This is a genomic window from Yoonia sp. GPGPB17, assembly GCF_037892195.1.
In the GTDB taxonomy this organism is placed as follows: domain Bacteria; phylum Pseudomonadota; class Alphaproteobacteria; order Rhodobacterales; family Rhodobacteraceae; genus Yoonia.
Genome location: NZ_JATACI010000002.1, coordinates 3,069,012 through 3,083,155, shown reverse-complemented (window position 1 = coordinate 3,083,155; position 14,144 = coordinate 3,069,012). Strand labels below are relative to the sequence as shown.

Below are 14,144 nucleotides of genomic sequence, written 5' to 3'. Positions count from 1 at the left end.
CAAACCGCAATGCACCTCGACGTCTTGGATTTGCGAAACTTCTACTACCGCAGCGCTTTGGGGCGCGCGGCGCAAAAGGTGATCCGTGATGAATTGTGCACTATCTGGCCCGAGGCAAAAGGGCAGATGGTCGTTGGCTTTGGGTTTGCGCTGCCGCTTTTGCGGCCCTTCCTGAAAGACGCACGCCGGGTGATCGGTCTGATGCCAGGCCCACAAGGTGTGATGCCTTGGCCTGCGGATGGCAGGAACGTCAGCGTCCTTTGCGAAGATACGCTTTGGCCAATTGAAACCGGCCATGTCGACAAACTGGTGATGCTGCACGGCCTTGAAACCACCGAACAACCTTCGATGTTGCTGGATGAAGCGTGGCGGGTTTTGGGTCCCGGAGGCCGGGCGGTGTTTATTGTGCCGAATCGTGCAGGTATGTGGTCGCGGTCTGATGCGACGCCCTTTGGCTATGGCCGCCCCTATTCCCTCAGCCAGCTCGACGCACAACTGCGACGCCATCAATTCGTCACCGAACGCACGATGTCAGCGCTGTATCAGCCGCCGTCAGCGCGCAAGATCTGGCGCAAGTCAGCAGGTTTTCTGGAAAAAGTCGGTCACAACCTGCCCGTCATCGCCGCTGGCGGTGTTCTGATTGTCGAGGTAAGCAAGCAGATGGTGGCACCCACGCGTCCAGGACTAACTGAGGCGGTCAAAAAACCGCTGAAAGCGCTGGAGGGGATCGCAAAACCGACCCCCAAACCCGAGGCAGCACCGTCACGTGTGCGTGTCGGTTAGACGCGTATTTACTGCTCTGCGGCAAGGACCAAAACCCAGTAGGGCCCTCGATTGCTGTTCGCTTTGGCAAGCGCAAAATCCTCAAAGCGTGGATTGACGTTATTCGCTTGATGGCCAGGTGAATTCACCCAAGCGTTCAAGACGGAACTCTCGCTTTGCTGACCTCGTGCGATATTCTCGCCCCAAGTGCGCCAGTTATATCCGGCATCGGTAATGCGGTCCCCTCCTGACGAGCCATCACTGCCAGTGTGAGAGAAGAAGTTATTTGCGGCCATGTCATCCGCATGGCGGCGCGCGGCCGCTCCCAAACGCGAGTCGTAGCTCACCGATCCGGCACCATTTCTGGCCCGTACGCCATTCAGCATACCGGCAAATGTACTGCTTGGCGTGTCTGAGACCGCAACTTGGGGTATGTTCGTCGTCGGCGCTGCGGGCGCAGCTGAAGAAACGCCGGGGCCGGACATACTACCAGCGGAGGAAACGCTTGGGTTTGAGGAACTACCGCCTCCACCACCGCAAGCGGTGACAAAGCAAAGCGCTGCTATGGAAACGACTATCTTCATGCGACTTCTCCCGAGTTCTGTCGGACATTGCTAGGGGTTTGCGCCTTCAGCGCTCAATCCAAGAACGCAAACCACTGTCAGATCAGCAAAAAATTGCCCGCATTGCAGATGAGTTGGGAGAAAACCGCCGAATACCTGAAACACAAACCGAGAATCTGGTTGATCGTTGCCGAAATCGAAATAACGGAGCTGTTGCGCATTTTCCTCGGCCTGCGGTTCCCATAGAAAGGCTGCTACGTCCCAATGATAGCGCGAGGCGCACAGTAAAATGCGATTGAACCTAATCTGGCCTCTTCTGTTTGCGGCGACGACGGTGCACGCCCAACCATCCCTCAACGATCTGCAAAAACGGGCTGAAGCCGCACTGGTAGCCGATCGGCCTGCCGATACGATACGCCTTGCGGGCGATATGCTGGACGCCCAACCAGATAGTTTTGCTGCATTCTATCTCATGGCCTTGGCTCAGGCAGATTCGAACGATCTGCAAGCAGCCGCCCAAACCGGTAGGCGCGCCTATCAGGTGGCAAAAACAGAAGAAAATCGTTTTTTGGCCGCGCGTTTCGTCGGCGGTGTCCGCTTTCAAGCAGGCCAATACACCAGATCCGAGCTTTGGCTACGCCGTGCGGCAAACCACACACAGACGGAAGCTGAGCTGGCGTCAGTTGCCAACGCTTTTGCCACGGCCAATCAGGCGAACCCGCTATCGCTGCGGTTCTCAGGCTATGTTGCACCCACTGACAATATTAATGATGGCTCCGACGACGGCGTTCTGAGGCTGGAAGGAATCGATACAACCTTTGTACTGCCCGAGGATCGCCGCTCACTGTCGGGCGTGGCCTTCGCCGCGAGCACTGAATTGCGCTATCGCATCGCGCAAAGCCCAAACCAATCGACAACGCTGGTCGGTACTATTTCTGGCGAAACCTATATCTTGTCATCCGAAGCCGAAGACCTGCTCGCCAGCTCTCCAAACCCGGATGTGCGTGCCGTCGACGGCAGTGATTTTGCAACGGTAACTGCATCCGTCGGCGTGGTCCGGCAACAGAACAATATCAGCCCGTTGGGCCCCGTTCGTGCCGGACTGGCTTTGGGGACATATTGGGAAGGCGGCGAACGGTTGGTGGATTTCGGTGACCTGACGCTTGAGCAAATTGTCCCCATTGATCCCAACAGCACGTTCCGCCTCAGAGCACTGGTGCGTGAACAGATTGCGCGTAAGCCCACCCTGCTCGATTCCACGCTGTATGACGTCGTGGGTAGTTATGAACGGACACGAGGCAATCAGGATCAGCTACAGCTCAATTTTGGAACACGTCGCGTCTCCGCAGGACCCGAAAATTCATATGATGAATATGAAGTGGGGGTCGGATACGGCCTGGCGCAGCCGGTTTTTGGCGTGCAACTTTATACATCGCTGCAGCTCGGCTACCGTAATTACGAAGAATTCGTCACAACCCTCGACGGGCGCGAGGATCAGTTTATATCCGCGGATGCCACAGCCACCTTTCAGGATGTCAGCTATTTCGGGTTCTCGCCCAGCATCACGGTCTCTTCATCGCGAACGGTTTCAACCGCGGAAGAGAACACAACATCAGCCGTTCAAGTCCTCTTTGGCGTGACATCGAACTTCTAGAATCCTTCGCCGTTTGCATCTTGGTTGCAAAGCCCAGTATGCACCTGCCATGACAACACCCTTTGAAATCTTCATGGTCGCAACGCCGGGGCTAGAAAAAGCACTACTGGCCGAGGCGCTCGAGAACGGCTTTGTAGACGCCAAAGTCACGCCCGGCGGCATCACAACCACGGGCACATGGCAAGACGTCTGGCGCGCCAATCTTGTGATGCGTGGGGCGACGCGTGTATTGGCGCGTGTTGGCAGCTTCATGGCGTTTCATCTGGCACAGCTGGACAAACGCGCACGCAGGTTCCCTTGGGGCGATGTTTTACGCCCCGATGTGCCTGTGCGGGTCGAGGTCAGCACCTCGAAAAAATCCAAGATTTACCATGCCGGTGCGGCGGCTCAGCGGATTGAGACCGCGCTGAGAGAAAGCCACAGTATGACGGTCAGCCCGGATGCTCCTGTCGCCATCAAAGTGCGGATCGACGACAATCGGGTCACGATCAGCGTCGATACATCTGGTGAAAGCCTGCACAAACGCGGCCACAAAGAGGCCGTCGGGAAAGCCCCCATGCGCGAAACGCTGGCCGCCTTGATGCTGCGCGAATGCGGATATGACGGGTCCGAACCCGTGCTGGACCCGATGTGCGGATCAGGGACGTTTTTAATCGAAGCGGCCGAGATCGCAATGGGGCTACACCCTGGCCGCACCCGCGACTTTGCCTTTCAACAACTCGCCACCTTTGATCAAAGCAAATGGGATGCCATGCGTAAGGTGGATCACATCCACCGACCAGCGCAAAATTTCTACGGCAGCGACCGGGACGCAGGTGCGATCCGCATGGCGACGGCCAACGCCGAACGGGCGGGCGTCGCAGATCACACAACCTTCCAAAACCTCTCTGCCGCCGACATCAAACGCCCTGAGGGCCCACCGGGCCTGATCATCTGCAATCCGCCCTACGGCGGACGGATCGGCAGCCAGAAGATGCTCTACGGGGTCTATGCCGGGCTGGGCGAGGGGATCAGACGCGAGTTCTCTGGCTGGCGGGTTGGGATCGTGACCAGCGACACTGGGCTGGCGAAGGCAACAAAGTTACCATTCAAACCCAAGGGCCCGGCAATTCCACATGGCGGTCTAAAGGTGTGGCTGTTTCGAACAGATCAACTTATCTAGACCGCGGCGTCTACCCGCTTCACTTCAATCCCGGCCGCCTGCATCGCTGTTGCTGCAATATCCACCGCTGTCAGCCCTGCATCCGCGTACATCGCATCAGGCGATGCGTGATCAATATACCGGTCCGGCAGCGTCATCGTCCGCACTTGGCAGCGCCCGTCCAGTAGCCCGTCATTGGCCAGATCATGCAGCACCATCGCGCCAAAACCGCCGCGTGCGCCTTGCTCGACTGTGATCAGTGCTTTGTGATTGCACAGCAATTGCCGGATCAGCGCACGGTCCCGTGGTTTGGCAAAACGGGCATCCGCAATCGTGGTTGAGACCCCCTGCGCGGCCAGCTTCTCCGACGCTTCTTGGCACTCCGCAAGATGCGCCCCAAAGGATAGAATCGCGACGTCAGACCCTTCCTGCACGACACGGCCTTTGCCGATCTCAATCAGGTTACCCCGTTCGGGCAGCTCAATCCCCACGCCCTCGCCGCGCGGATAGCGGAAGGCAATCGGCCCGTCGTCATAGGCGGCCGCCGTCCTTACCATATGCATCAGCTCCAGCTCATCCCCGGCAGCCATCACCACCATATTTGGCAAGGCCGACATATAACCGATATCGAACGCGCCCGCATGGGTTGGCCCATCGGCCCCAACAAGCCCCGCGCGGTCAATCGCAAAGCGGACCGGCAGGTTCTGTAGCGCCACATCATGCACAACCTGATCATAGCCGCGTTGCAGGAAGGTTGAGTAGATCGCGCAGAAGGGTTTCAGCCCACTCGCCGCCATCCCGGCAGAAAAGGTCACACCATGTTGTTCGGCGATGCCCACGTCAAACACACGGTCCTTGAACCGCGCGCCCATGATATCGACGCCAGTGCCAGAGGGCATCGCGGCAGTCACCGCGACAATGCTCGGGTCCATCTGCGCCTCGGTCGTCAAGGCGGAACCAAAGACCTTGGTATAACTGGGCGCATTCGGCTTGGATTTGGCCTGCGCACCGGTCGTCACATCGAACTTCGATACACCGTGCCCGCAATCGGCACTGTCCTCGGCAGGGGCGTAGCCCTTACCTTTGGTTGTGCACACATGGATCAGCACCGGACCTGTTGCGCGGGTCCGTGCCGCCCGGAGGACGGGCAAGAGCTGGGTCATGTCATGGCCATCAATCGGGCCGACGTAGGAAAACCCAAGTTCCTCAAACAGCGTACCGGACCCGCCCGTCTGCATGCCCGTCACCAGATTGCGCGCGCGGCGCGCATGGTCCCGCAACGGGCCGGGCAATGCGGCCTCAAACCCTTCGGCCATCTTGTGCAACTCACCCATTGGTGAAGCATAGAGGCCGGAAAGGTACTTCGACATCGCACCCACAGGGGGGGCAATCGACATTTCATTGTCGTTAAGGATCACAAAAAGTCGGCGGCCCTCGGCACCCGCGTTGTTCATCGCCTCATAGGCCATGCCAGCGCTGATCGACCCATCGCCGATAACGGCAATTGCATCGCCGGTTGGCATCCCCATATCCCGTCCGACAGTAAACCCAAGAGCTGCCGAAATAGAGGTGCTGGAATGCGCGGCCCCAAAGGGATCGTAGTCGCTTTCGGCGCGTTTGGTGAAACCGGATAGCCCGCCTTCCTGGCGCAATGTCCTGATCCGGTCGCGGCGGCCTGTGAGAACCTTATGCGGATAACACTGGTGGCCCACGTCAAAGATAAGCTTGTCGCGCGGCGTGTCGAACACCGCATGGATTGCCACGGTCAGTTCTACCACCCCTAAAGACGACCCCAAATGCCCGCCCGTCTCAGACACAGCCGAAATCACCTCGGCCCGCACATCGTCTGCAAGATTGGCGAGGGCTGTGTCATTCATACGCCGCAGATCGGTAGGGCTTGTAACACTGTCAAGAAAGGGCGTTTTGGGATGATTGGTCATTTCAGCACCTTTGTGATAATAAAAAGCGTCGCAAATGGGAGAAACCCAATTGCGACGCTAGTCTCCTGTAGCCAACAGGAAGGGAACTGGGATTTTCATCCCAATATCGGGCCAGCCAGGAAGGGTCGCCCGATGGCATAGAAACAGGCGGTGCGTCGCGCGCCGCCTGTCTCAATCTTCAGACGTGAACGGCCTCTTCGACCTCGATCATCAGGGATGACCGGTTGATCGGATCAGGCGTGCCACGGCTCTCTTCAGGCAGGATGCGCCCAATAAAGGCCATCGCTGCAATCACGAACCAGAGTGCAAGGACAAAGATCGCGGCATAGCCCGCCCCCTTGAGCATCAAGAGTGTGATATCAGCGGTCAGCCTGCTCTTTTCGCTCATTTCGAGGATGTTGTCGTTTTTCATCATCTCTCTCCTTAGTTCAGCGGCGCATAGCCATGCTGCTGCGCCCAAACGTACCAGTTATCAACAACCGTACCGGTCAACAGAATCCCGATGCCACCGGTCAGCGTTGTCAAAACGGCGAACCACCACGCCCAGCGGTGGATACCTTCCATGGTGGCGTTAAAGCCCATGGTCCAGCGCCAAAAGAGGGCCGCACGCTCGGTCGCGGTGCCACGGTCAACGATCTGTTCAATTTCGCGCTCACCGCCAAAGCGGCTGACCGCCAGAATCGTCGCACCATGCATCGCAAACAGCAGGGCAGACCCATAAAGGAACGCGATGCTCAGAGCGTGGAACGGATTGTAGAACAGGTTGCCATATGTGATGGAAAACAGGTTGGTCCAGTCGAGGTGTGAGAAGACGCCATAGGGCACCATCTCGGACCAGTCGCCCATCAGGATCGGACGGAACAGACCCAAGCACAGGAACAACCAGATCGCAGAGGCGAAGGCCCATGCCACGTGCTTGCCCATGCCCAGCGCTTCCGCGCGCAGGTATGTCCGAACCCACCAAGTCATCACAGAGATGAGCAGAAAGAATGACGCGATCATGAAGTACCCGCCGTCATTCATCGGTGGCATGCTTAGACCATAGCCCGGCGAGGGCGGATCAAGCGACAGCCAGAACAGATCCCGCAGGAAGATCGCCGCGTTGTAATCGGCCTGAGCCCAAAAGGACATGCCCACCATGACAAACCAGATGAGACCTGTCGCCAGCGAGATAACGCCAAAGGAACCAAGGTAGATCGGGCCCAGCTGCGCGTTGCCAAACCAACCTGCGAGTTTCGAAAAGCGGGCGTTTTGGCTGCGGTCAATCCCGCTGCCGTCAAACCCGGCCACGCCCATTTCAGGCGGTCCTTGGACCTGAACCTGGGTGAAGATGTTTTGATATTCAGCCATTGTTCATATCCTCCTACAGATCGACCCACCAAGGGAGCTCATAGTACCAGTCCCACCAAATGATCCATTCTTCGAACCAGACGGTGCCGGAAATCACGATGCAGATCGCCGACCAGAAACCAGCGTTGAGCGCCAGGAACAGGCCGAGGCGGTGAATACCCAATGGCCCGATGGAATAGCCGATCAGATCACGAAAATAGGTGTCTTCGTGGTCTGGCGACTTGATTTCCTGACCCTTTGGCGGGTTCACGGCCGACAACACCAGTGATCCGTGAAGCGCAAGCGCAAGACAGGTGGTGAAGAAGAACGTAATCGCGATCATATGGACCGGGTTGTAGTGAAAATTGCCGTAGGTGTAGCCCACGTTATTCACCCAATCGAGGTGACTGAAGATACCGTATGGGAACGCATGGCCCCAGGCACCCAGCAATACCGGGCGGATCACCACCAGCGTCACATAGGCAAAGATCGCCACGCCAAAGGCAAATGGCACATGATAGCCAATGCCGAGTTTGCGGCAAATCTCAACCTCGCGCATCGCCCAGCTGACAAAGGCACCGATGGCACAGATCGTGATGATCTGCCAAAGCCCGCCATCCATCAGCGGCGCAGCACCCAGGCCGTACTCAAGCGGCGGCGGGTTAATCGAAATCAACCACGGGTTCCACGTGGGGCCTTGGCTGGCCCCGTAAAAGATCAATATCGTCCCAAGGACGGCGAAAAAGAACGTCGTGACCCCGAAGAAGCCAACATAAAATGGCCCCACCCAAAAGTCGAACAGATCACCGCCTACCAATGTCCCGCCACGAACCCGGTATTTCCTTTCGAAGCTGAGCTGTGCCATCTTCCTATCTCCATTCTAGACAGGCCCTGCATCCGCGTTCCGGTGCGCCCTGTCATCGTCAATGTCGGTGTTTGCTACGGGCGGACGGTTGCCCGCCCGCAGCTTTTTCTTTGCGGCAAAAGCCGGTCCTTACATGCCGAAGGCGAGTTGGAACCAGTTTGTGCTTTCATTGCTCAGCAGGACGAGGTGAATCATCGCTGCGAGAAGGAACAGGAATACGCCCTGCGCCACGAATACGCGGCGAGGGTCGAATACCAGCCAGATCTTGTAGAACTGTGCCATGTGCTATTCCTCTCCTACCAGCTGAACCAAGGAAGCTTGATGTACGTCAGAATATGAGCAACCACGGCCACAGCTGCGAAGAGTGTGAACCCGCTCATATAGACTGCGTGCAGCTCCTGGGCCTGCTCGTCAGTGAGACCTGTGAAAGACAGGTCAGATTTGTCAGCCATGTTTTGTCTCCAAAAATGTATACTGACGCCGCGCACCCCCCGCGGCCGGGTTACGACAGAAGCTCTTCCTCTGCCCCAATCCACCATCCCGGGGGGGAATGATGAACGTCGGATGCCCGTTGCCGGGCAAATGTCGTGCCGTCGGCTTCATGCGCTGAAGATTTGCGGCGTGATGATGCGCGCCTGTGTCCAGGCCTTGGCGAATGGGCCTTTCGCAGGCAGTTCCATCCGGCGTGCCGCTGACAACACCCATGTCAGGATGCAAAGCGGCAGCGTGGCCAGAAAGATCAGCCCGAAATAGGCGTAGTATTCGCGTTTCGGCGGCGCTGACCGGGCCCTTGTCATCGGTGCATCTGTTGTAAAATCAGTCATTTGCGTCCTCCGTTAGAAGTTTCGAGTGTTTCGACGGTCTCTAAGACAACCCGGTCGTTGCCGGCATCGAGTGCTGCACGCTCGGCTGCGTCACGCAGCGTTTTGGCGGCAGAAATACGTGTCAGGATCGGGTGGTTCGCCACGATCTCATCCAGCTTGGCTTGCGCATCGGGGTCCCAAGGGAAGTCACGGCGTAGCGGTGTCAGGGTAGCATCGGTTTCATCCATCTCGCTGCCCAAAGGCAGGATATGGAATAGCGCATCAAACAGGCCATTGCAGACCTCTTGCAACAAATAGGTCGCCCCTGCGTAGCCCATAAACGGCGTGCCGGTGGCACGACGAATGGCAGCACCGGGGAAGCTAGCGGGGATGAACACTGGCGACGGGCCATGCCCCGCCTTCATCTCAGCCATATACATTTTCTCGTTGATGGACCCGAGTACGATCAAGGGCCGCTTGGCGCGCATCAAGCTGCGCACTTCGTCGTTGTTGGTCTTCTTGCCGCGACACCGGGCCACAGCAAAGGCACAAGGAAAGCCCAGATCACCCTCAAGATAGTGACGAACACCACGCGCGTATGTCTCGTTGGCAACAATGGCGAATTCCGCCGTTGCAAAGAAATCCTGTGTGACCGACCGCCACAAATCCCAGACGGGCTTGATGGTCGAATGCTTCTCTTGCTCGATGAACGGTTCGGGGTCGAGACCTGTCAACTCACCCAGCTTGCGTAGGAATTTCGTGGTTGAATCAATACCAAATGGCGCTTGCAGATAGGGCTTGCCCAGCACCTCACAAAGGCCGCGGCCAAACTCACGATACATCGTGACGTTCACATCAGCATTCACCAGATTGCGCATCTCGGCCACATGGGCACCCAACGGCATAACCATATTGATCTCTGCACCGATGCCTTCGACAAGGCGCCGTATCTCGGCCAGATCAGAGGGCATATTGAAGGCGCCATACATCGGCCCAAGGATATTCACGCGCGGCTTTGCATCTTCTTCACGCTTCTTTTCTGGCGGCATCCGGCCTTTGGTCATGCCGAACTCTGTGAAGATCCACGTCATCGCGCGATCCGCGCACTCCCATTGATCCTCATCAATGGTGCGGGGCAGGAAGCGCTGGATATTGGTGCCTTGCGGGGTCACACCGCCGCCAATCATCTCGGCAATAGAACCCGTGACCACAACAGCAGGCAAAGCAGGATCAAGCGTTTCCCAAGCCCGCTTCATTGCCTCTTCGGTGCCCTCGCCCATCTCGCTTTCAGCCAGACCTGTCACGACAATCGGCAGCTCATGCGGCGGCAAACCATCGGTGTAATGCAACACAGAGGTCACAGGCAGGTTTTCACACCCAACAGGGCCATCAATCACAACCTGCAAACCCTTTACGGCGCAGAAGGCATAAACCGCCCCCCAGTACCCGCCCGCGCGATCATGATCGGTGACGAGCATCAGATCATCTCCTGCGCTTTGGCTGCGCGCGCCATTTTGTCGAGTTTCTTCTGGTGCTGTGCACGGAAATCCGGACGCACATTTGGTGTGCCTTCCCAGACGCCGGCGGTGTCTTCATTGCCCACGCCCTCAAAGAACGCGCGCATCGTGTCCATTTTCTCTTTGCCCGCAATCGCGGCATTCACGACCTGCGCGAGCGAGCCTGCACCCGCTGGCCCCATGAGTGGCCGTGCTGAGATAAGATTGGTGAAGTAGAGTGATGGGATGCCATGTTCTTTGGCGTGTTGCACAACGGGTGTCGTGCCAATCGCCAAGTCTGGCTTGATGGCGTCAACGGCGGCCAGATCATCCTCCAACGATGCACGATAGACGACCTTCACGCCCTTCGCGGCGAGCCATGCGGCATCCGGGCGCGACCATTCGGTTTTAGGACAAGCAGTGCCGACATAAGGCACGTCGGCGCCGCTTTCGATCAGCAGCCGTGCGACCAGAAGCTCAGAACCCTCATAGCCCGATAGCGTTACGGTGCCATTGATCTGCGCGCCAGCAAGGGCGCCCTTGATCGCTGGCAAAAACGCATTCTGCGCCGCTGCAATCTGGTCAGGTTTCACATCGTACGCGTCACCGATCGCGGCCAGCCAATCAGCCGTACCGTCATGGCCAACCGGGGCAGAGCCGACGATCTTGCGGCCAGCGCCTTGGAATTCACGGATTGCCGAGGTGTAGAACGGATGGATCGCCGCCGCGACACCGCAATCGAGCGCGGCATAAAGCTCGCGCCACTCACGCGTCGGCACAACCGGACCCGTAGCCAAGCCCATCGGAGCCAGCATCGCACCGATCATCATCGGATCGGCCGGGAACATCTCGCCTAGCAGCGCGACAGTCGGGCGGTCAGATTTGCCACCCACAGGTGCTTGGACCGGACCGGCGGCAATCTCTTCCCGGGCATAGGCGAGCATTGCACCTGCCAAGACGTCCTTCGCCTCAGCATGGGTGGGAATGCCAAATCCAGGCACATCAATGCCCACGATCCTTACACCGTTGATCTCTTTTGGCAGCAACCGCAGCGGTACGCCGGAGGCGGTCGGCACACAAAGGTTCGTCACCACAATCGCGTCATAGCGATCAGGGTCTGCCATATCATGCACGCTCTCGCGAATATCCTCGAACAGTTTACCGGTCACCAAGGTTTCGGAATTGAACGGCACATAGCCAACAGACCGGCGGGCACCATAGAAATGCGATACAAACGTGAGGCCGTACACACAACACGCCGATCCGGACAGAACCGTGGCCACACGTTTCATCCGAAGGCCTACACGCAAAGACCCGAACGCAGGGCACATACTCTGCGGTTGATCATGAGGTCCTTGCGGATAGTCCTTCGCGTATTGGTCCAGAATCTCGGACTTACCAGCGGCCCGCGCCGCAGCCTCCATCGACCCAGCACTCGCCGTGCAACCGCCTTCCAAAGCAGTCGCTTGCATGCCAGCCTCCAACTGAGAGGCTTCTTCACGCGCAACACCCTCGATGATCTGAACTTGTCCAGCCTCATCATAGCCAACTTCGTAGCCTTGGGTGTCCGCCTCATGCGTCATCGTAGATGACCTCCAGGCTTTCCTTTGGCTTCGCGTTCTTGCCGCGCATGTCAACGTCGGTCGCGGGGATTAGTTGATAGTCCGCACCGGTATCCTTGGCATCAAAGAGGCCCAGCAAACCGTCCTGATCCAGCGGTGTCGGGCGCACTGGTGGAGCCGCACCCACAGCCTCAGCAAGGCCCTCAAACATCGGGCCCCACTGGCTCTGGTTTGTGCCGACAATCTGATAGTTCGCCGATTTCTTACGCAAGTCATCATCCTGCGGAATGGCCGCGAGGACCGGAATGTTCACCGCCTCAGCGAAGGCCTGCGCCTCGCCGGTGCCATCGTCTTTGTTGATCACCAGACCGGCGACACCAACATTGCCGCCCAGCTTGCGGAAGTACTCGACCGCCGAACAGACGTTGTTGGCCACGTAAAGAGATTGCAAATCGTTCGAGCCAACCAGAATGACCTTTTGCGCCATATCGCGTGCGATCGGCAGACCGAAGCCACCACAGACAACGTCGCCCAGGAAATCGAGCAACACATAGTCAAAGTCCCAATCGTGGAACCCCAGCTTCTCGAGCAACTCGAAACCGTGGATGATCCCACGACCACCGCACCCGCGGCCCACCTCGGGGCCCCCGAGTTCCATCGCAAAGACGCCGCCGCGCTTGAAGCAGACATCACCAATTGCGACCTCTTCGCCCGAGAGCTTCTTCTTCGCTGATGTCTCGATAATTGTCGGGCAGGCCTTGCCGCCGAAGAGCAGGCTTGTGGTGTCAGACTTCGGATCGCAGCCAATCAACAGCACCCGCTTGCCCATCTCGGCCATCATATGGCTAAGGTTCGCCAGCGTGAATGACTTGCCAATGCCGCCTTTGCCATAGATCGCAATGATCTGGGTCTTGGATGTCGGTTCACCCTGCGGCACTTCGAGGCTGGGGTCTTCGTGGGCCTCATCGCGCAGACGCTGATCAAAATCCTTCAGGTTTGGAATCTCGTCTTTCATGCGGTTCCCCAGTTCAAAATCATCTTCAGGCAGGACGGATCGGTAAAGGCGGTTTCGTACGCCCCACTTGCCATCTCTGCGGGTTGCTGGTGGGTGATCAGATCTGCCAGTTCCAGAACGCCCGACTCAACCAGCGCTTTTGTGGCCGTCATGTCATCGGGTGCCCACTCCGCGCTGATGCGGAACCGGGCCTCTTTCATAAACGCTGGCGGAAAGGCGAATTGCAGTGGTGCTGAGTAGAAACCCGCCAGCACGATCTCGCCGCCCTTGGCGATGCGGCCAATCCAGTCATTGAGCAGATCACCGCGACCAGAGGCGTCATAGATCGATTTGTAGTCGCGGCGCGGGTCCAACTCTGGCGTCGTCACCGCGTATCCCGCAGCACCCGCCATACGAATGGGGTCAACCTCCCAAACGGTTGGCGCGGGTGCGCCCGAGGCGATCGTCAATCGCGCCAAAAGGCGCCCCAGCACACCATGGCCGATGATCAGATCAGGAACAGCCTTGTTGGGGCCAGCCATCGCATGGCGCGCTGTCGCGGCCAACGCGAGCAAAGCGCCAGCCGCACCAAGGCCGGGATCAATCCGGGTGACACGCGACGCTTTGGTGGCAAGCGTCTCCGCTGCAGCCCCAAACAACCCATGCGCACCGTCATAGCAGCTGGCACCCGGCACAAAGACATGTTCACCAACACGAAAACCGCTGTCAGCGCCAGCCTCAACCACTTCGCCAGCGGCCTCGTATCCGGGGATCAAAGGATAGCCCATACCGGGGAAAGGAGGCATCTCACCCGTCCAGAAAAGCTTCTCGGTGCCGGTGGAAATGCCGGAATGCTTGACCGCAACGACAACATCGTCAGCCGCAGGAGGTACGATTCCCACCTGATCAATCGCCAAATCACCTGGCGCCGATAGGATAACGGCCTTTGTTTCCAACGTTTTTCTCCCTCGCGAGGCAGATGAAGAAGGCATCACCCGCGACACTCTGTCTCGTCATAGTTTAGCCTTACATGCC

General features: G+C 58.1%; 15 protein-coding genes. 3 read left to right on the top strand and 12 right to left on the bottom strand.

All coding sequences use genetic code 11. The features are described 5' to 3' along the window. The first annotated feature begins 9 nt into the window (after positions 1-9). A complete protein-coding gene (locus QTO30_RS16225) occupies positions 10-783 on the top strand; it encodes a class I SAM-dependent methyltransferase (protein ID WP_340425117.1) in 774 nt (257 codons plus the stop codon). 8 nt (positions 784-791) lie between these two features. Here the strand turns inward: QTO30_RS16225 and QTO30_RS16220 are convergent, their stop codons facing one another. Continuing rightward, the gene (locus QTO30_RS16220) at positions 792-1,346 is read right to left on the bottom strand and encodes a CAP domain-containing protein (RefSeq protein WP_340425116.1); all 555 of its coding nucleotides are present in this window, start codon (positions 1,344-1,346) and stop codon (positions 792-794) included. Positions 1,347-1,614: 268 nt separating this feature from the next. On the opposite strand from QTO30_RS16220, the gene QTO30_RS16215 reads away from it, so the two are divergent. Both QTO30_RS16215 and QTO30_RS16210 read left to right on the top strand, forming a co-directional pair. Then, complete coding sequence (locus tag QTO30_RS16215; protein ID WP_340425115.1) at positions 1,615-2,979, top strand: tetratricopeptide repeat protein; 1,365 nt, start codon at positions 1,615-1,617, stop codon at positions 2,977-2,979. Between the two features lie 49 nt (positions 2,980-3,028). Beyond that, positions 3,029-4,141, top strand: coding sequence for a THUMP domain-containing class I SAM-dependent RNA methyltransferase (locus tag QTO30_RS16210; protein WP_340425114.1), 1,113 nt, complete (start codon positions 3,029-3,031; stop codon positions 4,139-4,141). Here QTO30_RS16210 and dxs read toward each other — a convergent pair. From dxs to bchC, 11 genes are all read right to left on the bottom strand, one after another. Continuing rightward, a complete protein-coding gene (dxs, locus tag QTO30_RS16205; RefSeq protein ID WP_340425113.1) occupies positions 4,138-6,060 on the bottom strand; it encodes a 1-deoxy-D-xylulose-5-phosphate synthase in 1,923 nt (640 codons plus the stop codon). The two genes, QTO30_RS16210 and dxs, sit on opposite strands and share 4 nt — an antisense overlap. Before the next feature lie 178 nt (positions 6,061-6,238). Beyond that, complete coding sequence (gene pufX / locus QTO30_RS16200) at positions 6,239-6,475, bottom strand: RC-LH1 core complex protein PufX (RefSeq protein WP_340425112.1); 237 nt, start codon at positions 6,473-6,475, stop codon at positions 6,239-6,241. Between the two features lie 8 nt (positions 6,476-6,483). After that, the gene (gene pufM, locus QTO30_RS16195) at positions 6,484-7,410 is read right to left on the bottom strand and encodes a photosynthetic reaction center subunit M (protein ID WP_340425111.1); all 927 of its coding nucleotides are present in this window, start codon (positions 7,408-7,410) and stop codon (positions 6,484-6,486) included. A gap of 13 nt (positions 7,411-7,423) precedes the next feature. After that, entirely contained in the window at positions 7,424-8,254 is an 831-nt protein-coding gene (gene pufL / locus QTO30_RS16190; RefSeq protein WP_340425110.1) for a photosynthetic reaction center subunit L, read from the bottom strand. A gap of 129 nt (positions 8,255-8,383) precedes the next feature. Then, positions 8,384-8,536 (bottom strand): light-harvesting antenna LH1, alpha subunit, encoded by a 153-nt coding sequence (gene pufA / locus QTO30_RS16185; protein ID WP_340425109.1) that lies wholly within the window; start codon positions 8,534-8,536, stop codon positions 8,384-8,386. 14 nt (positions 8,537-8,550) lie between these two features. Beyond that, positions 8,551-8,706: a light-harvesting antenna LH1, beta subunit gene (gene pufB / locus QTO30_RS16180; protein ID WP_340425108.1), complete on the bottom strand. Its 156-nt coding sequence runs from the start codon at positions 8,704-8,706 to the stop codon at positions 8,551-8,553. Between the two features lie 147 nt (positions 8,707-8,853). Continuing rightward, on the bottom strand, positions 8,854-9,078 hold the full coding sequence (gene pufQ / locus QTO30_RS16175; protein ID WP_340425107.1) for a cytochrome PufQ: 225 nt from the start codon (positions 9,076-9,078) through the stop codon (positions 8,854-8,856). Further along, on the bottom strand, positions 9,075-10,535 hold the full coding sequence (gene bchZ / locus QTO30_RS16170; protein ID WP_340425106.1) for a chlorophyllide a reductase subunit Z: 1,461 nt from the start codon (positions 10,533-10,535) through the stop codon (positions 9,075-9,077). Before bchZ ends, pufQ begins: the two co-directional genes overlap by 4 nt. Beyond that, positions 10,535-12,136 (bottom strand): chlorophyllide a reductase subunit Y, encoded by a 1,602-nt coding sequence (gene bchY / locus QTO30_RS16165; RefSeq protein ID WP_340425105.1) that lies wholly within the window; start codon positions 12,134-12,136, stop codon positions 10,535-10,537. Before bchY ends, bchZ begins: the two co-directional genes overlap by 1 nt. Continuing rightward, positions 12,126-13,130, bottom strand: a complete 1,005-nt coding sequence (locus QTO30_RS16160) for a chlorophyllide a reductase iron protein subunit X (RefSeq protein WP_340425104.1) — start codon at positions 13,128-13,130, stop codon at positions 12,126-12,128. Before QTO30_RS16160 ends, bchY begins: the two co-directional genes overlap by 11 nt. After that, positions 13,127-14,065, bottom strand: a complete 939-nt coding sequence (bchC, locus tag QTO30_RS16155) for a chlorophyll synthesis pathway protein BchC (RefSeq protein ID WP_340425103.1) — start codon at positions 14,063-14,065, stop codon at positions 13,127-13,129. Before bchC ends, QTO30_RS16160 begins: the two co-directional genes overlap by 4 nt. Between the last annotated feature and the right edge of the window lie 79 nt (positions 14,066-14,144).

Coding starts and splice junctions, on each gene's coding strand:
- QTO30_RS16215 (WP_340425115.1), top strand. CDS start 1,615: ATGCGATTGAACCTAATCTGGCCTCTTCTGTTTGCGGCGACGACGGTG.
- QTO30_RS16225 (WP_340425117.1), top strand. CDS start 10: ATGCACCTCGACGTCTTGGATTTGCGAAACTTCTACTACCGCAGCGCT.
- pufX (WP_340425112.1), bottom strand. CDS start 6,475: ATGATGAAAAACGACAACATCCTCGAAATGAGCGAAAAGAGCAGGCTG.
- bchZ (WP_340425106.1), bottom strand. CDS start 10,535: ATGCTCGTCACCGATCATGATCGCGCGGGCGGGTACTGGGGGGCGGTT.
- pufQ (WP_340425107.1), bottom strand. CDS start 9,078: ATGACTGATTTTACAACAGATGCACCGATGACAAGGGCCCGGTCAGCG.
- pufB (WP_340425108.1), bottom strand. CDS start 8,706: ATGGCTGACAAATCTGACCTGTCTTTCACAGGTCTCACTGACGAGCAG.
- QTO30_RS16210 (WP_340425114.1), top strand. CDS start 3,029: ATGACAACACCCTTTGAAATCTTCATGGTCGCAACGCCGGGGCTAGAA.
- pufM (WP_340425111.1), bottom strand. CDS start 7,410: ATGGCTGAATATCAAAACATCTTCACCCAGGTTCAGGTCCAAGGACCG.
- QTO30_RS16220 (WP_340425116.1), bottom strand. CDS start 1,346: ATGAAGATAGTCGTTTCCATAGCAGCGCTTTGCTTTGTCACCGCTTGC.
- pufL (WP_340425110.1), bottom strand. CDS start 8,254: ATGGCACAGCTCAGCTTCGAAAGGAAATACCGGGTTCGTGGCGGGACA.
- dxs (WP_340425113.1), bottom strand. CDS start 6,060: ATGACCAATCATCCCAAAACGCCCTTTCTTGACAGTGTTACAAGCCCT.
- bchY (WP_340425105.1), bottom strand. CDS start 12,136: ATGACGCATGAGGCGGACACCCAAGGCTACGAAGTTGGCTATGATGAG.
- QTO30_RS16160 (WP_340425104.1), bottom strand. CDS start 13,130: ATGAAAGACGAGATTCCAAACCTGAAGGATTTTGATCAGCGTCTGCGC.
- pufA (WP_340425109.1), bottom strand. CDS start 8,536: ATGGCACAGTTCTACAAGATCTGGCTGGTATTCGACCCTCGCCGCGTA.